We start from the raw sequence: 18280 nt of genomic DNA, 5'->3' as shown, positions 1-18280 counted from the left end.
CCCGGTCAGCGACCGGGCCTTTTGATTTCAGTGACCGCCCTTCGGCGTTTCCATCAGTTCGATCAGCACCCCGCCCATCTCCTTGGGATGTAGGAAGACCACCGGCGTGCCGTGGGCGCCGATACGGGGTTCGCCCGTGCCCAGGATGGTCACGCCCTTGGCCCGCATCTCCGCGACGGCGGCATGGATGTCCGCAACTTCAAAGCAAACGTGGTGCTGGCCGCCCTTGGGGTTCTTGGCCAGGAAGCCGATGATGGGGCTGGTATCGTCATAGGGCTCGATAAGTTCGATCTGGGCCGTGGGGGTGTCGATGAAGCAGACCTTCACCCCCTGGGCCGGCAGATCGAACGGCTCGCCGATCTTCGTCGCTCCCAGCACGTCGCGATACAGCTTGATCGACTCGGCGATGGAAGGGGTGGCGACGCCGACGTGGTTCAGATTGCCGATCACTTCTTCGTCTCCACAGGCGTCGGCTGGGCATAGCCCAGGCGTTGGTTCAGCTTCTCGATCAGGTCCGCCGCCGTCTCGGCGATCACCGAGCCGGGCGGATAGACGGCGGCCGCGCCCATATCGAGCAGGGGCTGCACGTCCGACGGCGGAATGACCCCGCCGACCACGATCATGATGTCCTCGCGCCCCAGCTTCGCCAGTTCAGCCTTCAGCTCGGGAACCAGCGTCAGATGCCCCGCCGCCAGCGACGAGGCGCCGACCGCATGGACGTTCTTCTCCACCGCATCCTTGGCCGCCTCGGCCGGCGTCTGGAACAGCGCCCCCGCCGTCACGTCGAAGCCGATGTCGCCGTATCCGGTGGCGACCACCTTCTGGCCCCGGTCATGGCCGTCCTGCCCCAGCTTGGCGATCAGGATGCGCGGCGGACCGCCGTCGTTCTCGACGAAGGCGGCGACCATTTCGCGAGCGCGGGCGACCTTGGGATCGTTCCCGGCCTCTTTCGCATAGACGCCCGAAACCGTCTTCACCGTGGCCACGTGGCGGCCGAAGGCGGCCTCCAGCGCGTCGGAGATTTCGCCCACGGTGGCCTTGGCGCGGGCTGCCCGCACCGCCAGCTCCATCAGGTTCTCGCTGCCGCGCGCGCCCTCGGTCAGGGCGTCCAGGGCGGCCTGCGTCGCCGCCTCGTCGCGCTCGGCCTTCAGGCGTTGCAGTTTCTCGATCTGGCGGGCGCGCACCTCGGCGTTGTCGACCTTCAGCATCGGAATGTCGTCGACCACGGGGTTCAGATACTTGTTCACGCCCACGACCGTCTGCTGGCCGGTGTCGATGCGAGCCTGGGTCTTGGCGGCGGACTCCTCGATCCGCAGCTTGGGGATGCCCGCCTCGATGGCCTTGGCCATGCCGCCGTAGGCCTCGACCTCCTCCATCAGGGCACGGGCCTTGGTCGCAAGTTCCTGGGTCAGGCGCTCGACGTAGAAGCTGCCGCCCCACGGGTCGATGACGCGCGTCAGGCCGGTCTCAGCCTGGGCCAGGATCTGGGTGTTACGCGCGATCCGGGCCGAGAAGTCGGTCGGCAGGGCCAGGGCCTCGTCCAGGGCGTTGGTGTGCAGGCTCTGCGTCTGGCCGCCCGCCGCCGCCATGCATTCGACCATGGTGCGGGGCACATTGTTGAACACGTCCTGCGCCGCCAGCGACCAGCCCGAGGTCTGACAGTGGGTCCGCAGGGACAGCGACTTCGGATTGACGCCGCCTTCCCGCTTGACCGCCTCGGCCCACAGCAGGCGGCCGGCGCGCATCTTGGCCACCTCCATGAAGTAGTTCATGCCGATGGCCCAGAAGAAGCTCAAGCGCGGCGCGAAGCGGTCGATCTCCATGCCCGCCGCCTTGCCCGCGCGCAGGTATTCGATCCCGTCTGACAGGGTATAGGCCAGTTCGATGTCCGCCGAGGCCCCCGCCTCCTGCATGTGATAGCCGGAGATGGAGATGGAGTTGAACTTGGGCGTTTCCTTCGCCGTCCATTCGAAGATATCGGCGATGATCCGCATCGAGGGCGCGGGCGGATAGATGTAGGTGTTGCGGACCATGAACTCCTTCAGAATGTCGTTCTGAATGGTCCCGGTCAGCTTGGCGTGGTCGACGCCCTGCTCCTCGCCCGCCACGACGTAGAGGGCCAGGATCGGCAGCACCGCCCCGTTCATGGTCATGGACACCGACATCTGGTCCAGCGGAATGCCGTCGAACAGGGTCCGCATGTCCAGAATGCTGTCGATGGCCACGCCCGCCATGCCGACGTCGCCCTTCACCCGCGGGTGGTCGCTGTCATAGCCCCGGTGGGTGGCCAGGTCGAAGGCGACCGACAGACCCTTCTGCCCCGCCGCCAGGTTACGGCGATAGAAGGCGTTGGACTCCTCGGCGGTCGAGAAGCCCGCATACTGGCGGATGGTCCACGGCGCGCCCGCATACATGGTCGGATAGGGCCCGCGCACGAAGGGGGCGAAGCCCGGCAGGCCGTGGATGAAGTCCAGCCCGTCCAGTGCATCAGGCCCATAGGCCGTCTCGACCGTCAGCCCCTCGGGCGTGGTCCATGCCGCGCGGTCCGGCCCGGCGCCGGTCGCGTCCAGATCAAGGGCGACCTTGGAAAAGTCGGGGAAACTCATTGAGCGGCCTCCTCGAAGGCGGCGGCGAAGCGGACAGGCGCCAAGGCTTCGAACGTCCCGGCGACAGCAGGCGCAGCAGGTAGAGACGTCACCGGCGCGGGACGCACGTCCGGATCGACGAACTTGGTGACGCCGACGATCTGGGCGGCGCCGTTCTTGAAGGCCTTCTTGGCCATGTCGCGAGCGCGGGCGATGCGGGGCTGGATCACCCCGCCTTCCAGACAGGCGATGACGCCGCCTTCGGCCTCATAGGCCTGGAACTCGGCCCAGGCGGCCTCGGCCAACTCACGCGTGCGGGCGTCCAGATACCAGGAGCCGCTGGCCGGGTCGTCGACACGGCCCAGATTGGACTCCTCCATCAGGATCAGCTGGGTGTTGCGCGCCTGACGCTTGGCGAAGTCGTCCGGCAGGCCCGCCGCGCGGGTGAAGCCGTCCAGCACCACCGCATCGGCTCCGCCCACGGCCCCGGCGAACCCGGCGGCGGTCAGACGCAGCATGTTCGGCCACGGATCGCGCGCCGACAGCATCCGCCGCGACGAGCGCGCCTCGATGATCGCCGGAACCTCGGCGCCGAAAGCCTTGGAAACGCTGGCCCAGACCAGGCGCAGCGCACGGATCTTGGCCAGGGAGTCGAAATAGGCCTGGTCCACGGCGACGCCCAGAACCACGCCCTTCAGCACCGCCTCGACGGACAGGCCCGCCGCCACGGCGGCCTTCACATAGGCGACAGCCGACGACGCGGCGAAGGCCAGTTCCTGCGCGATGGAGCCGCCCGCCTCATACGCCACGCGGCCAGAGGCCATGAACAGCGTCGCCTCGGGATAGGTCGCGGCGTGGGCGGCGGCGGCCGTGGGCGTCTCGGCCATGAGGGCTGCGAAATCGCCCGGCGTCCCGCCCGCCTCGGCATAGGCCGAGATGGGATCGAGGTGGAAGGCCAGCTTGGCGCGTGGCGAGCCCTTGGCGGCCGCCGACAGGGCCTCCGCCGCCTTCACGCCGTCGAACCCGGCGTCCAGCGCGACCGGCGCCAGCTCCAGCGCCACCTCGTCCAGCGCGCGCGCCAGTCGCTCGACGTCCGTCGCGACCGGTCCGGCGATCAGGACGGAAGCCGCCCCGTTCACCAGATCGGTCAGGATCGCGCGGTTCAGGGCCTCCGCGTCCTCGCCCTCGTTCAGTGTCCGCACGTCCCAGGCCCGACCTTCGGAGTCCGAGGGCCGGGGCGCAAAGACGGCCTCGCCGCCCGTCGCCGCCCCATAGAGCGGCCGCGTCGCCAGTTGGTCCGCGTCCAGATGGACGAGGCTCTCCAGCGGGCGATCCTTCAGCGCCTTGATGGCGGATTCCCGCCATTCCAGCGGCGTCGGGACGGCGAACTCCGTCATCTACTCGAACTCCACCAGCACGTCGTCGGCGGCGACAGGGTCGCCGGCCTTGGCCTTGACGGCCTTCACCTTGCCGTCGCGCTCGGCCTTGAGGATGTTCTGCATCTTCATGGCCTCGATGATGGCCACGGTCTCGCCGGACTTGACCTCCTGGCCCTCGATCACGGGGATGTCGACCACCAGGCCCGGCATCGGCGACAGCACCAGCTTGGAGGTGTCGGCCGCCTGCTTCTCGGGCAGCAGGGCGTAGAGGTGCGCCACGTCGGGGCGCAACACCCGCACCCGCGCCTTGGCCGCGCGGTGGCGAATGTCGAAGCCGTCGGCGGCGCGCTTCACCTCGGCGGTGAAGGCGTCCTCGTCCAGCGCCGCCTTGAACAGGGACAGACCCGGACGCCAGTCGATCTCGGACAGGGAGACCTCCTCGCCGTCGATGACGACGATCAGGTCCTCGGCCTCGTCATAGCCGACCTCGACCTCATGGGCCGTCTTGTCGATCAGGACGGTCCAGTCGGTGCGCTCGCTGGGGTCGCCGTCCTGCTCAGCGACGACCTCGTTCATGGCCACGGCCGAGGCGATCAGGATCTTCACCTGCTCCCGCGTCGGCGCCAGGCCGTGGAAACCGTCGGGGAACTCGTCCTTGATATAGCTGGTCGACAGCTGGCCGGACTGGAAGCGTTCCTGATCCATGACCGCCGCCAGGAAGGGCACGTTGTGGCCCAGACCGGCCAGATGGGTGTCCTCCAGGGCGCGAGCCATGCCGCGCACCGCGTCGTCGCGCGTCTCGCCCCAGGCGCACAGCTTGGCGATCATGGGATCGTAGAACATGCTGATCTCGTCGCCCTCGCGGACGCCCGAGTCATTGCGGACCGTATAGTCGCCCTGATCGCCTTCCTCAGGCTGCTCATAGCGCACCAGACGGCCGATCGACGGCAGGAAGCCGCGATAGGGGTCTTCGGCGTAGATGCGGCTTTCGATGGCCCAACCGTTGATCGAGAGGTCGTCCTGCTTGATCGCCAGTTGTTCGCCCCAGGCCGAACGGATCATCTGCTCGACCAGATCGACGCCGGTGATCAGCTCCGTCACCGGGTGTTCGACCTGCAGACGGGTGTTCATCTCCAGGAAGTAGAAGGACTTGTCCTGACCGGCGACGAATTCGACCGTCCCGGCCGAGTCATAGTTCACCGCCTGAGCCAGGGCGACGGCCTGGGCCCCCATGGCGGCGCGGGTGGCCTCGTCCAGCAGGGGCGACGGCGCCTCTTCGATGACCTTCTGGTTGCGACGCTGGATCGAGCATTCGCGCTCGAACAGGTGGATGACATTGCCGTGCTTGTCGCCCAGCACCTGGATTTCGATGTGGCGCGGATCGACGATGAACTTCTCAAGGAAGACGCGATCGTCGCCAAAGGCGTTCAGCGCCTCGGCCTTCACGGCGGCGAAGCCTTCGGCCATGTCGTCGTCCGAATGGGCGACGCGGATGCCCTTGCCCCCGCCCCCGGCCGAGGCCTTGATCATGACCGGATAGCCGATTTCGCGCGCGATCTTCACCGCCTCGTCCGGCGTTTCGATCAGGCCCATGTGGCCCGGCACGGTCGAGACGCCCGCCTCGGCGGCGAACTTCTTGGACGTGATCTTGTCGCCCATGGCGTCGATCGCCTCGGGGTTCGGCCCGATGAAGGCGATGCCCTCGGCCTTCAGTCGCCGCGCGAAGCTGGCGTTTTCCGACAGGAAGCCGAAGCCGGGGTGCACGGCCTGCGCCTCCGTCCGCTTCACCGCATCGACGATCTTGTCCTGGATCAGATAGGACTGGGCGGCGGGCGACGGGCCGATGTGGACGGTTTCGTCGGCCATCTCGCACGCCAGCGACCCGGCGTCGGCGTCGGAGTAGACGACCACCGTCTTGATGCCCATGCGGCGGCAGGTCTTGATGACGCGAACAGCAATCTCGCCGCGGTTGGCGATCAGAATTTTATCGAACATTTCTGGGCCTTACAGCGGAATGTTGTCGTGCTTCTTCCAGGGATTTTCCTGGGTCTTGTTCTTCAGCGTCTTCAGCGCCTTGATCAGGCGGCGGCGGGTGCCGTGGGGCATGATGACGTCGTCGATGTAGCCGAGCCCAGCCGCGACGAAGGGGTTGGCGAAGCGTTCCTTGTATTCAGCCTCGCGCGCCGCCAGGGCTTCGGGGTCGCCGGCCTCCTTGCGGAAGATGATCTCGACCGCGCCCTTGGCGCCCATGACCGCGATCTCGGCGGTGGGCCAGGCGTAGTTGACGTCGCCGCGCAGGTGTTTGGAGCTCATGACGTCATAGGCGCCGCCATAGGCCTTGCGCGTGATGACCGTCAGCTTGGGCACGGTGGCCTCGGCATAGGCGAACAGCAGCTTGGCCCCGTGCTTGATCAGGGCTCCGTATTCCTGCTTCGTACCCGGCATGAAGCCCGGCACGTCCACAAAAGTGACCAGCGGGATGTGGAAGGCGTCGCAGAAACGCACGAAGCGCGCGGCCTTGCGGCTGCTGTCGATGTCCAGCACGCCCGCCAGGGTCTGGGGCTGGTTGCCGACGATGCCGACCGGCTGGCCGTCCAGGCGACCGAAGCCGCAGATGATGTTCTTGGCGAAGTCGGCGCCGATCTCGAAGAAGTCGGCCTCGTCGACCGTCTTCAGGATCAGCTCCTTCATGTCGTAGGGCTGGTTCGGATTGGCCGGAACCAGGGTGTCCAGCGAGGCCTCGTCGCGATCCGGCTCGTCATAAGTGTCGCGGACCGGCGGCTTTTCGCGGTTCGACAAGGGCAGGAAGCCGATCAGGCGGCGGACCTCCGACAGGGCCTCCAGATCATTCTCGAAGGCGCCGTCGGCGACCCCCGACTTGCCGGCGTGAACGCGGGCGCCGCCCAGGTCCTCGTGGCTGACCACCTCGTTGGTGACGGTCTTCACCACGTCCGGGCCGGTCACGTACATGTAGGAGGTGTCCTTCACCATGAAGATGAAGTCGGTGATGGCGGGCGAATAGACGTCGCCGCCCGCGCACGGGCCCATGATAACCGAGATCTGCGGGATGACGCCGCTGGCGAGCGTGTTCTGCAGGAAGATGTCGGCGTAGCCGGCCAGGCTCTCCACCCCTTCCTGAATACGAGCGCCGCCCGCGTCGAACAGGCCGATGATCGGCGCGCCCGCCGTCAGAGCCATCTTCTGCAGCTTGACGATCTTGGCCGCGTGGGCGCCCGACAGGGAGCCGCCGAAGACCGTGAAGTCCTTGGAGAAGACATAGACCAGACGGCCGTTGATAGTTCCGCGCCCGGTGACGACGCCGTCGCCGGGGATGCGCTGCTCGGCCATGCCGAAGTCGTGGCTGCGATGCTCCACGAACATGTCGGTCTCTTCGAAGGAGCCTTCGTCCAGCAGGACGCCGATACGTTCGCGGGCGGTCAGCTTGCCCTTGGCGTGCTGGCTTTCGATGCGCTTCTGTCCCCCGCCCAGCTTGGCGGCGGCGCGACGGCGCTCGAGCTCCTCGAGGATGGCCTGGCTCATGGTTGGGGCGACTCCCTGACTTGGTTCAGGGTCCAACAAGCCGCTTCATCGCAAAAAGGCAATCGCAACTTTGCAAAAGCCATGCAAGTGCGTAAGCCTGCCAAGGGACACAGGCGTTTTTGCAAAGTTGCAATGCCGGAAGACCGATGCGGGACGATGGCTGAAAAACTCTATCTCGGAACCCGGGTCCGCAAGCTGCGCGAGGCGCGCGGCTGGACGCTGGAGCAGTGCGCCGGGCGGCTGGCCCTGTCGCCCTCCTATCTGTCGCAGATCGAGACCAACCAGCGCCCGGCCACGGCGCGGGTGCTGATCGCCCTGACGCGGGCCTTCGACGTGGACGCCAGCCTGTTCGATCTGGACGGCGACGCCCGGCTGATCGCCGATCTGCGCGAGGCGACCACCGACGTCACCGGCCACGCCGAAGCCCCGACCGCAGGCGAGCTGAAGCAGGCGGCCATGAACGCGCCCCGACTGGCGCGGCAGTTCCTGGCCCTGCATCAGGATTATCGCCGTCTGGACGAGCGGCTGAAGACGCTGAACGAAACCTTGGGCCGCGACGAACACGCCACGGTCGCCGCCCCCGCCCTGCCCTATGAGGCGGTGCGCGACTTCTTCCACTATCGCGACAACTACATCGACGCTTTGGACCGGGCGGCGGAGGATCTGGCGGCGCGGCTGAACCTGGGCGACGGCGTCCACCCCGAGCGCGAGTTGGAGGCCGCCTTGAACGACCTGTGCGGCGTGCGCGTCGCCACGGGTCAGGGGCACGGCGCCATGCGGCGCTTCGATCCGGGCGCGCGCATCCTCCATGTCGACGCCAGCCTGCCGGGCGCCACCCGAGCCTTCCAGATGACGCACCAGTTGGTTCGCTTACGGTTCGAGGACCTGATCGAGCACGAACTGGACCGCGCCGCCTTCGACATCCCCGCCGCGCGCGACGTGTGCCGGGTCGGTCTGGCCAACTATGCGGCGGGGGCGCTGCTGCTGCCCTATCGCGCCTTTCTGGAGGCGGCGCGGGAACTGCGGCACGACGTTGACCGCCTGCGCAACCGCTTCCACGTCAGCTTCGAGCAGGCCTGCCACCGGCTGAGTACGCTACAGAGGCCGGGCTGGCGCGGCGTGCCCTTCTACTTCGCGCGAGTGGACATGGCGGGGAACATCACCAAGCGGCACAGCGCGACGCGTTTCCAGTTCGCCCGCTTCGGCGGCGCCTGCCCGCTGTGGAACGTGCACGAGGCCTTCAGCGCCCCGGACCGCATCCTGGTCAACCTGTCGGAAATGCCGGACGGCGCCCGCTACGTCTGCCTCGCCAAGAGCGTGTCCAAGCCGGGCGGGTCCTTCCTGGAGCCAGACCGGCGCTACGCCCTGGGGCTGGGGTGCGAGATCGAACACGCGGCGCAGTTGGTCTATGCGGACGGGCTGGACCTGAACGGCCCGCCGACCCGCATGGGGGTCAACTGCCGCATCTGCGAACGGACGGATTGCACGCAAAGGGCGTTTCCGCCGATCGACCGGACCCTGGCCGTACCGGAGAACGAGCGAGGGGTGATCCCCTATACACTCACCTGAATCCTTCTCCTGATGGGAGAAGGCGCCCCGAAGGGGCGGAATGAGGGCTCCCTGCCTCAGTCGGCGTAAGCCGCCGCAAAAACGGCTGACTGCGGAACCCTCACCCTTTCGCCTAAACGGATCGCTTCGCTCTCCGAGACTCAAGCCCTCTCCCATCGGGAGAGGGTCAGAGTTAGCCCATCGTCGGGATGACGAAGCTGCTGTCCGCGTGTTCCAGATCGCTGTCCGGCCAGCGGGCCGTCACGGTCTTGGTCTTGGTCCAGAAACGCAGACCTTCCATGCCGTGCTGGTTGATGTCGCCGAAGGCCGAACGCTTCCAGCCGCCGAACGAGTGATAGGCCACCGGCACCGGGATCGGCACGTTGATGCCGACCATGCCAACGTTGACGCGGGCGGCGAAGTCGCGGGCCGCGCGGCCGTTCTGGGTGAAGATGGCGACGCCGTTGCCGTACTGGTGCTTGCTAGGCAGGCTCAGCGCCTCCTCGAAGCTGGCGGCGCGCATGATCTGCAGCACCGGGCCGAAGATCTCCTCGCGATAGGATTCCATCTCCGGCTTCACATGGTCGAACAGCGACGGGCCGATGAAGAAGCCCTTCTCATGACCCTGCAGGCTGAACTCACGGCCGTCGACAACCAGTTCGGCGCCTTCCTCGACGCCCTTGTTGATCCAGCCCAGGACCTTATCCTTGTGGGTCTGAGTGACGACGGGGCCGTAGTGGGCCTCGGCGTCGGTCGAGACGCCGACGCGCAGGTTCGGGATTTCCGAGACCAGACGCTCGCGCAGTTCATCCGCCGTGCGCTGACCGACCGGCACCACGACCGGCAGGGCCATGCAGCGTTCACCGGCCGAGCCATAGGCCGCGCCGGTCAGGTCCTTGATCACCTGATCCATGTCGGCGTCAGGCAGGACGATGCCGTGGTTCTTGGCGCCGCCCATGGCCTGGACGCGTTTCCCGTGCTGGGCGCCCATCTGATAGACATAGTGAGCGATGTCGGACGAGCCGACGAAGCTGACGGCGTGGATGTCGGGGTGGGTCAGGATGGCGTCGACCGCGACCTTGTCGCCGTGGACGACGTTCAGCACGCCCTTGGGCGCGCCGGCCTCCATCATCAGTTCGCCCAGACGGACCGGCAGGGACGGGTCACGCTCCGACGGCTTCAGGATGAAGGTGTTGCCGGCGGCGATCGCCATGCCGAACATCCACATCGGGATCATGCCGGGGAAGTTGAACGGGGTGATGCCCGCCACGACGCCGAGCGGCTGGCGCATCGAATAGACATCGATGCCGGGGCCCGCGCCCTGGGTGTATTCGCCCTTCAGGGCGTGGGGAATGCCGCAAGCAAATTCAATGACTTCCAGGCCGCGCTGAATGTCGCCCTTGGAGTCGGCGATGACCTTGCCGTGCTCGCTGGACAGCAGTTCGGCCAGTTCGTTCATGTTCGCCTCGACCAGGCGCTTGAACTCGAACATGACGCGGGCGCGGCGCTGCGGGTTGGTCGAGGACCAACCTTCGAAGGCGGCCTGCGCCGACTGGACCGCACGATCCAGTTCCGACGGCGTCGCCAGTTGGACGCGGGCCTGAACCTCGCCGGTGTTGGGGTTGAAGACGTCGCCGAAGCGGCCCGAGCCCCCTTCGAAAGCCGCACCGTCGATGAAGTGGCGAATGTCGCGCATTGGCGTCTCTCCCGCTGATTATGGTTCTTCGTGAGCCTGCCCTAGCAGAGCGGATCGATCAGGCCCATTGCAATCTTGCAGGTGATGATGTGCATTTCTGCATATGTTCGATTGGGATGATCTGAGACTGTTCCTGGCCGCCGCGCGGGCGGGGTCGCTGGCTGTGGCCGCGCAGCGACTTGGCGTGGACGCGGCCACCGTCGGGCGGCGCGTGGCGCGGCTGGAGACGGCGCTGAAGTCGACGCTTCTGGTGCGTTCGGCCTCCGGCCTGCACCTGACGGCGACGGGCGCGCAACTGTTGGAACGGGCGCTGGACGCCGAAAGCGCCATGGAGGCGGCGGGACGAGTCACTCAACCGGACCTGATCGCCGGAACCGTACGGATCAGCGCTTCGGAAGGCTTCGGCGGCGCCGTCCTGGCTCCCGCCCTGCCCAGCCTGCTGGCGACCCACCCGGGCCTGAACGTCGAACTGGCGGCCAGTTCCGGCTTCCTCTCCCCCAGCCGCCGTGAGGTGGACATGGCCATCACCCTGAGCCCGACCGACAGCCCGCGTCTGATCGTCGAGCCTCTGACAACCTATCAACTGGCCCTCTACGCCGCGCCCGAGCATCTGGGACGCCATGGCGCCCCGACCACGATTGACGATCTGAGCGGCTTCGACATGGTCGGATATGTCGACGACCTGATCTATGCGCCGGAGTTGCGTTATCTGGAGGAGATCAGGCCCAACCTGCGCCCGCGCCTGGCCAGCTCCTCGATCCGGGCGCAGAGGGACATGATCGCGGGCGGCGGCGGCATCGGCGTCCTGCCCTGCTTCCTGGCCCAGGGACTCATACGGGTTCTGCCCGATCAGGTCCTGATCGAGCGGCGCTTCTGGCTGAGCACCCACCGGGAAGTCCACGGGACGGCGCGTCTACGGACGGCGCGGCGGTGGATCAAGGGGCTTTGCCGTGACGCTGCGGATCGACTGTCGCCCTATCGCATCCTCGAGACTTGAATCCGGGCGGCGCCTGCACGATCGCGATCACAGGCCCAGTAAATCGGTCCAGCGCCACTGGCCGGCGCCCAGGGCCAGCTTGGGCGCGCCCGCGCCGTCGCCCAGGGTGACGACCACATAGCCGCGCACCGTCTGCGACTTGCATTCACGGGGCGAGAAACCGACTTCGACCGCCACGGCCTGCCGAACGCCCGCCAGGCCCTTGCCCTCCTGACCGGGACTGAGGACCCAGTCGCCGTCCCAGATGACGATGGCCCGTCCTCGGGCCCCGGAGTCACGATAAACCTCGGTCAGATGCGCCTTGATGCGCGGATCATCGCGCAGGGCGTCCTGAAGCCGTTTGACCATGTCGCAGGCGCCGCCGCGCCCCGCGCCCAAACCGGAGCCCGCGCCGTCTCCGGCGCCGGTTCCCGCCCCTGGTCCCGAGCCGGAACCGGAACCCGAACCGCCCCCCGCCGTCGCCGCTCCGGCCAGGGCCGCGTCGCCGAGGAAGGCGTAGGACAGGCTGGGCTCGGGCGCCGATATGGGAACAGGCTCCACCGTCGGCGAGCGAGGCGCGGGACGGCTGGGTCGCGGCGTCGGTCGCGCGGGGGGCGCCGGCGTCGCGCGGACAGGCTTCTTTTCCGGAACAGGCGCGGGCGAAGGTTCGGGCTCCGGCGTCGGAGCGGCGGCCGGCTCTCCTCCGCCCGCCTCGTTCGCGGCAGGTTCAGGCGCGGGCGGCGGAGGCGGCGGCGGATCGAACAGCATGACCTCCACGGGCGGCCGTTCGGGCGGAAAGACCGGATGCTTGACCGGCGCCATGAGGATGAAGGCCAGGACGCCCAGGTGGGCGGCTATGCTGATCGCCGCCGTTCCCGTCGCTCTGAGACGCCGTCTGCGCGCACGCGTGTCCTGCTCCGAACGCCCCATAACTCAAAGGCCTCGCAACAAGATTACGGCCACGCTTTCACCACCCATTATCGCTCCGCACTTCAGTTGATCTCAGTAATCAGAAGACAATTCAGGCGCGTTAGAAATATGGCGAAAATCAGGCAGCAGAGTTGAGAAGAATACAAAACAAAGATATGTAAAAAATTATACAGTCAAGCTGACACCTTTTTCGACTTCGTGCGTCTCTACTGCGCCGCTCCTGTACATCAGGCGCGGTTGCGCATGAATCCGGGGCTCTTCATGCCCTCACAAGGAGATCTGACTTGATCAAACTGACATCCCGAGCGGTCGTCATGACCAGCGTTCTGTTGGTCGGCGGCCTGGCCGTCAGCGGTTGCGCCAGCCATCGCTTCGTTCGTGACAACATCGCCGTGGTCGATAACCGCGTGACCGACGTCGAGGGCCACGTGGTCCGCGTCGAGGGCACGGCCGGCGAGGCCCTGCAACGCGCCAACGCCGCGCACAAGCTGGCTGAAGGCAAGTTCCTGTACGAAGTCGTCCTGGCTGACGACTCGGTGAAGTTCCCGGTCAACCGCGACGCCCTGTCGCCGGAAGCCGAATCCCGCCTGGGCGAGCTTGTCCAGCGCCTGAAGGCCGAGAACCGCAACGTCTACCTGGAGATCCAGGGCCACACCGACGCCTCCGGCGACGCACACCAGAATGAGCTCCTGGGTCAGTCGCGCGCCGAATCCGTGCGCCGTTTCCTGAGCGACCAGGGCATCGCCCTGAACCGCATGGCCACCATCTCCTATGGCGCCACCAAGCCCGTCGCGCCGAACAATACGCGCGATGGCCGCGCCCAGAACCGTCGCGTCGCGATCGTGGTTCTCAGCTGATCCGGAGGCGGCGGCTCGATGGGAAGGGCCGCCGCCAAGATGTTCTCGGAGCCTCGGCTCACGCTGTCAGCCTATAGCCGACGCCCGGTTCCGTAGCGATCAGGCGCGGCTGCGCCGGATCCGTCTCCAGCTTCTGCCGCAGCTGGCCCACCACCACGCGCAGATACTGCGTGTCGTCAGCATGGGCCTTGCCCCAGACGGCCGTCAGCAAGTCGCGGTGGCCTACCACCTTGCCGGCGTTGCGCGCCAGATAAGCCAGGACGTCGTACTCCTTGGGGGTGACACGCACGGCGACGCCTGCACGGGTGATCAGGCGGCGCTCCAGGTCGATGACCACATCTCCCGCCGTCAGCGGTCCGTTGGGCTCCATGCGCGGCGCGGCCTGACGCAGGTTGGCGCGGACCCGGGCCAGAAGTTCGCCGACGCCGAAAGGCTTTTCGACATAGTCGTTCGCGCCCAGATCCAGGGCCGCGATCTTCTCGGCCTCCTTGTCGCGCGCCGACAGGATGATGATGGGACCGGCATAGAACTCGCGCGCCCGCGCCAGCACGTCCTTGCCGTCCATGTCGGGCAGGCCGAGGTCCAGCACCACGGCGTCCGGGCTCCACAGGGCGATGCCGCGCAGGCCCTCCTGCCCGCTGTCGGCGCGGCGCGGCTCATAGCCGGCGGCGTCCAGCGCCGGAGACAGGAAGCGGTGAATCTGCGGCTCGTCGTCGATGACGAGAATCTGAGGGCGAACGGCGGCCATGCGACGGACCTTAGAGCAGGCTCGGGTGGGTGACGACGGCCTTGGGCAGGCTGATCAGGATGCGGGTGCCCTTTCCATCCAGAATGGGGCTGGCGGCGGCGATGCGGCCGTTCATGGCCTCGACGAAGCCCTTGGCGATGGCCAGGCCCAGGCCTGCGCCCTTGGTGCGGTCGGACGGCTCCTCCATGCGGCGGAACTTGTCGAAGACACGCTCCAGCTCGGCGGTGGGAATGCCCTTGCCTTGGTCCTCGATGGAGATGACCACGGAACCCCGGTCCTCATAGGCGGCCAGTTCGACGGTCGAACCGTCGGGGCTATAGGCGACGGCGTTTTCCAGGATGTTGACCAGAGCCTGCTCCAACAGCCCCTGATCGACCATGACCAGGCTGAGTTGGGCCGGGAAGTCGCGGGTCATCCTGCGCTCACCCAGGCGCCGCGCCACGCGCTTGCCCGCCGCGTTCAGCACGTCGCGCACATCGACCCAGTCGGCGCGAATGTTCAGCCCGCCGCCCTCCAGCCGGGTCATGTCCAGTAAATCGCCGACATAGCGGCTGAGCCGCTCCGCCTCCTCGCGGATCGACAACAGAAGGTCGGCGCGCACGGCGGGTTTCAGCTTGTCGCCCAGGTCGATCAGGGTGGTCGAGGCGCCCAGGACCGTGGACAGGGGCGTACGCAGGTCATGGCTGACCGAGTTCATCAGCGCGCCTCTGAACCGATCCGTGCGGCGCAGCGTCTCGGTCTCGACCGCCTGGCCGGCCAGGTCGGCGCGCTCGACCGCCACCGCGCCCTGATCCAGCAGGGCCAGGGCCAGTTTTTCCTCGTCCGATCCGGGCGACAGGGCCGCCGCCTCTATCCCCGCCACGCCCGCCCGGTCGCGAACGCCCTGCAAGGGCCGGAAGGTCCAGCGCGCCTGCGGCAGGGTGCCGGTGCCGTGGCCCGCCGGCTCGCCCTTCTCCCAGGCCCAGCGGGCGGCGGCCATGGCCTCGGCGCCCAGTTCGGGCTTGCCCGGCGCCCCTGCGATCAGGGTCAGTTCGTCGTCCACGGGCAGCAGGACCACGGCCCCTGCCCCGGCGGCGGCGGCCGTCTGTTCGGCCAGGATGCGCGCGGCGGTCGCCCGGTCGCCAACGCCGGTCAGGCGCTGGCTGGCGGCCAATAGAGCCGAGACGGCCGAGGCGCGCCCTTGCGCCGCCCGCGCCTGCTCGCGCACCCGGCCCGCCAGAAAGCCTGTCGTCAGGGCCACGGCCCAGAAGACGATCAGGGTCAGGACATCGGTGGGCGAGCCGATGGCGAAGCTGTATTTCGGCTGCAGGAACAGGAAGTTGTAGGTCAGAAAGGCGACCGTCGCCGCCGCCAGAGCCGGACGCAGGCCGTACAGCACTCCCGCCGCCAGCACCGCCGACAGATAGATGACGCCCAGATCGGCCCGCTCGAACGTCCGGTCCAGCGAGAGGGCCAGCCCCGTCGCAGCGACCACGAAGGCCGCCCCGACGGCGTAACCGCGCCAGCCGCCCGTCAGCCGCAGGCGCGGCTCGCGCAGCGTCTTCTCCTCCAGATCGGCCCCGTCGGTGATGACGTGGACGGCCACGCCTCTCGCCTGGCGCAACAGTTCGGCGGCCAGCGACCGGCCCAGCCATTCCGACAGCCGGCTGTCCCGCCCCTTGGCCAGGACGATCTGGGTGACGTTGTTCTGATGGGCGTGGTCCATGACGGCGCGCACCACGTCGTCTCCGCTGAGAACCACGGTGCGCCCGCCCAGTTGTTCCGCCAGCTTCAGCGCGTCCGACAGCTTCCCCGCCGAGCCGACGCCGTGCCGCGCGCCCGAGGGGCGGTCGACATGGGCCACGGTCCAGGGCGCGTCCATCATCATGTCCGACAAGCGCCGCCCCGCGCGGACCAGGGGCGCGGCCATGGCGTCGCCCGCGACCAGGACCAGAATCCGCTCGCCCGCCGCCCACGGTCCAGTCATTCCCTGCTCGCGCAGGCGGGCGGTCAACTGGTCGTCCACCGTCTGGGCCGCGCGGCGCAGGGCCAGTTCGCGCAGGGCCGTCAGGTTCTCGATCTTGAAGAAGTTGTCCGAGGCCAAGCGCGCCGTCTCGGGCACATAGACCTTGCCCTCGGCCAGACGCTTGCGCAGTTCCTCGGGGGTGATGTCCACCACCTCGATGTCGTCGGCGCGCGACAAGGCGCTGTCCGGCACGCTCTCGCGCTGACGCACGCCGGTGATGCGCAGCACCACGTCCGACAGGCTTTCCAGATGCTGGACGTTCAGGGTGGTCCAGACATCGATCCCGGCGTCGAGGATCTCCTCCACGTCCTGCCACCGCTTGGGATGGCGCGAGCCGGGGGCGTTGGAGTGGGCGTACTCGTCGACCAGAAGCAGATCCGGCCGTCGCGCCATGGCCCCGTCGATGTCGAACTCAAGCAGGGTCCGTTCGCGATAGGCGATGGGATTGCGGGCCATGACCTCCAGCCCGCGCAGCAGGCTCATGGTCTCCTTGCGGCCGTGGGTCTCGACCACGCCGACGACCACGTCCTCGCCCTCGGCTTTGCGACGGCGCGCAGCGCGCAACATTTCATAGGTCTTGCCGACGCCGGGCGACATGCCCAGAAAAACCTTCAGCCGCCCACGCTTGCGCGGGGCGGCCGGGGTCTTGTCCGTCGGGACAGCAGGCGTCGCCATCAGCCCTCCGCGGGACGCGGGAAGCGGGCGTCGAGCGCCATATTGGTCAGCAGCACATTGACGCGCGGCTGGCCCAGCACGCCGAACGTGCGGCCTTCCTCATGCTGCCGGATCACCTCGCGCACCTGCGCCTCTCCTACCCCGCGCGCGCTGGCGATGCGGGCGACCTGAAGCTCAGCGTAGGCCGGAGAGATATGCGGGTCGAGGCCCGAAGCCGAGGTCGTCACAGCGTCAGCGGGGATAACCGCCTTCCCCGTCTCGGCCCGCAGCGCATCAGCCTCCGCCTTCACCCGCGCGATCAGGTCGGGGTTCAACGGACCCAGGTTGGAGCCGGACGAGGCCGCCGCATCATAACCCTTACCGGCCGCCGAGGGACGCGGATGCAGGTATCCAGGCTGGGCGAAGGACTGGCCGACCAGAGCCGAACCGACGACCTGGCCCGCCTTGTCGCGCATCAGGCTGCCGTTCGCCTGACCGGGAAAGGCCGCCTGTGCCACGCCGGTCACGGCCAGAGGATAGGCGACGCCCAGAACGCCGGTGAACAGAGCGATCATCACGACCGCCGGACGGATGTGGTTCAGCATCAGAAGACCGCCTTCAGGCTGGCTACGGCGCGACTGCCATAGGCGTCGCCGAAGCCGTGTTCGTCGGTGTCGAAATAACGGACGTCCAGCGCCAGATGATCGGTCAGCTGATAGGCCGCGCCCAGGTTCCAGGTGGTGTAGTCGAAGTCGGACGACACCCACTGACGTCCTACCGCCGCCGAGAGCGTCCACTTGTCCGCCGGACTGATCGCGCCGTTGATCTCGGCATAGGTCGCCTCGTCCTCGGCCGCACCGAAGAAGTCGGGCGACCAGTAGATCGCCGCCCCCAGGGTGGCCGGGCCGACCGCGCGCGAAGCGGCGGCCTTCAGCTCGACATAGTCATAGTCGGCGCCGTCCGGCTGACCCGCATAGAAGTAGCTGACCACGCCGAAGTCCCAGTTGAAGCCGCCGAACTCGGGCCGAACCCCGGCGTAAAGATCGATCTCGGCGTCGGTGTCGGCGTCTCCGACGAAGGAGACATTGCCGGCCCAGGCCCCGGCGTAGAACAGGCCTTGGGTCACATCGACCCCGGCGGAGACAGCCGGATCGCTCTCGGTCTGGCTGACGCCCCGGAAGACATAGTCGGAGGCTGCGGCGGCGTTGAAGGCGACCTCGGGCCCGGCTTTTTCCTGGGCCTCAGCCGGGCTGCTGCACAGGCCCAGAGCGATGATGGCGACCAGACAGGCGCCGCCGAACAAGGCGTCGTTGGCGCCGGAGGCCTTGGTGGTGTTGCGTTTACGCATGGTGCTTTCCTTCC

14 protein-coding genes are annotated in these 18280 nt (G+C 67.7%); 3 read left to right on the top strand and 11 right to left on the bottom strand.

What is annotated here, in order from left to right; genetic code table 11:
- Nucleotides 1-27: 27 nt before the first annotated feature.
- The 5 genes from mce to ABIE19_RS11450 are packed head-to-tail and all read right to left on the bottom strand — an operon-like array spanning nucleotide 28 to nucleotide 7504.
- On the bottom strand, nucleotides 28-450 hold the full coding sequence (gene mce / locus ABIE19_RS11470) for a methylmalonyl-CoA epimerase (protein ID WP_354089333.1): 423 nt from the start codon (nucleotides 448-450) through the stop codon (nucleotides 28-30).
- Nucleotides 447-2606: a methylmalonyl-CoA mutase gene (gene scpA / locus ABIE19_RS11465; protein ID WP_354089332.1), complete on the bottom strand. Its 2160-nt coding sequence runs from the start codon at nucleotides 2604-2606 to the stop codon at nucleotides 447-449. Before scpA ends, mce begins: the two co-directional genes overlap by 4 nt.
- On the bottom strand, nucleotides 2603-3982 hold the full coding sequence (locus tag ABIE19_RS11460; protein ID WP_354089331.1) for a methylmalonyl-CoA mutase family protein: 1380 nt from the start codon (nucleotides 3980-3982) through the stop codon (nucleotides 2603-2605). The genes scpA and ABIE19_RS11460 overlap by 4 nt, the downstream gene beginning before the upstream one ends.
- A complete protein-coding gene (locus ABIE19_RS11455; RefSeq protein WP_354089330.1) occupies nucleotides 3983-5959 on the bottom strand; it encodes an acetyl-CoA carboxylase biotin carboxylase subunit in 1977 nt (658 codons plus the stop codon).
- Nucleotides 5960-5968: 9 nt separating this feature from the next.
- On the bottom strand, nucleotides 5969-7504 hold the full coding sequence (locus ABIE19_RS11450; protein WP_354089329.1) for an acyl-CoA carboxylase subunit beta: 1536 nt from the start codon (nucleotides 7502-7504) through the stop codon (nucleotides 5969-5971).
- 156 nt (nucleotides 7505-7660) lie between these two features.
- Between ABIE19_RS11450 and ABIE19_RS11445 the strand changes: the two genes are divergently transcribed.
- Entirely contained in the window at nucleotides 7661-9073 is a 1413-nt protein-coding gene (locus tag ABIE19_RS11445) for a short-chain fatty acyl-CoA regulator family protein (protein ID WP_354089328.1), read from the top strand.
- A gap of 172 nt (nucleotides 9074-9245) precedes the next feature.
- Here ABIE19_RS11445 and ABIE19_RS11440 read toward each other — a convergent pair whose 3' ends face one another.
- On the bottom strand, nucleotides 9246-10748 hold the full coding sequence (locus ABIE19_RS11440; RefSeq protein WP_354089327.1) for a CoA-acylating methylmalonate-semialdehyde dehydrogenase: 1503 nt from the start codon (nucleotides 10746-10748) through the stop codon (nucleotides 9246-9248).
- Between the two features lie 103 nt (nucleotides 10749-10851).
- Between ABIE19_RS11440 and ABIE19_RS11435 the strand changes: the two genes are divergently transcribed.
- The gene (locus tag ABIE19_RS11435; protein WP_354089326.1) at nucleotides 10852-11745 is read left to right on the top strand and encodes a LysR family transcriptional regulator; all 894 of its coding nucleotides are present in this window, start codon (nucleotides 10852-10854) and stop codon (nucleotides 11743-11745) included.
- 27 nt (nucleotides 11746-11772) lie between these two features.
- On the opposite strand, the gene ABIE19_RS11430 is transcribed toward ABIE19_RS11435, so the two are convergent.
- Entirely contained in the window at nucleotides 11773-12654 is an 882-nt protein-coding gene (locus ABIE19_RS11430) for a hypothetical protein (protein ID WP_354089325.1), read from the bottom strand.
- A gap of 314 nt (nucleotides 12655-12968) precedes the next feature.
- Between ABIE19_RS11430 and ABIE19_RS11425 the strand changes: the two genes are divergently transcribed.
- On the top strand, nucleotides 12969-13511 hold the full coding sequence (locus tag ABIE19_RS11425) for an OmpA family protein (RefSeq protein WP_354089687.1): 543 nt from the start codon (nucleotides 12969-12971) through the stop codon (nucleotides 13509-13511).
- Nucleotides 13512-13569: 58 nt separating this feature from the next.
- Here the strand turns inward: ABIE19_RS11425 and ABIE19_RS11420 are convergent, their stop codons facing one another.
- The 4 genes from ABIE19_RS11420 to ABIE19_RS11405 are packed head-to-tail and all read right to left on the bottom strand — an operon-like array spanning nucleotide 13570 to nucleotide 18266.
- Nucleotides 13570-14259: a response regulator gene (locus ABIE19_RS11420; RefSeq protein ID WP_354089324.1), complete on the bottom strand. Its 690-nt coding sequence runs from the start codon at nucleotides 14257-14259 to the stop codon at nucleotides 13570-13572.
- A gap of 10 nt (nucleotides 14260-14269) precedes the next feature.
- Nucleotides 14270-16939, bottom strand: a complete 2670-nt coding sequence (locus ABIE19_RS11415; RefSeq protein WP_354089323.1) for a DUF4118 domain-containing protein — start codon at nucleotides 16937-16939, stop codon at nucleotides 14270-14272.
- Nucleotides 16939-17523, bottom strand: a complete 585-nt coding sequence (gene kdpC, locus ABIE19_RS11410) for a potassium-transporting ATPase subunit KdpC (protein WP_354089322.1) — start codon at nucleotides 17521-17523, stop codon at nucleotides 16939-16941. Before kdpC ends, ABIE19_RS11415 begins: the two co-directional genes overlap by 1 nt.
- On the bottom strand, nucleotides 17523-18266 hold the full coding sequence (locus tag ABIE19_RS11405) for a TorF family putative porin (RefSeq protein ID WP_354089321.1): 744 nt from the start codon (nucleotides 18264-18266) through the stop codon (nucleotides 17523-17525). The genes kdpC and ABIE19_RS11405 overlap by 1 nt, the downstream gene beginning before the upstream one ends.
- Nucleotides 18267-18280: the final 14 nt, after the last annotated feature.

The sequence above is a fragment of the Brevundimonas faecalis genome, from assembly GCF_040549405.1.
In the GTDB taxonomy this organism is placed as follows: domain Bacteria; phylum Pseudomonadota; class Alphaproteobacteria; order Caulobacterales; family Caulobacteraceae; genus Brevundimonas; species Brevundimonas faecalis.
The sequence above is the reverse complement of the archived record's forward strand: the minus strand, read 5'-3'. Positions and strand labels throughout refer to the sequence as shown.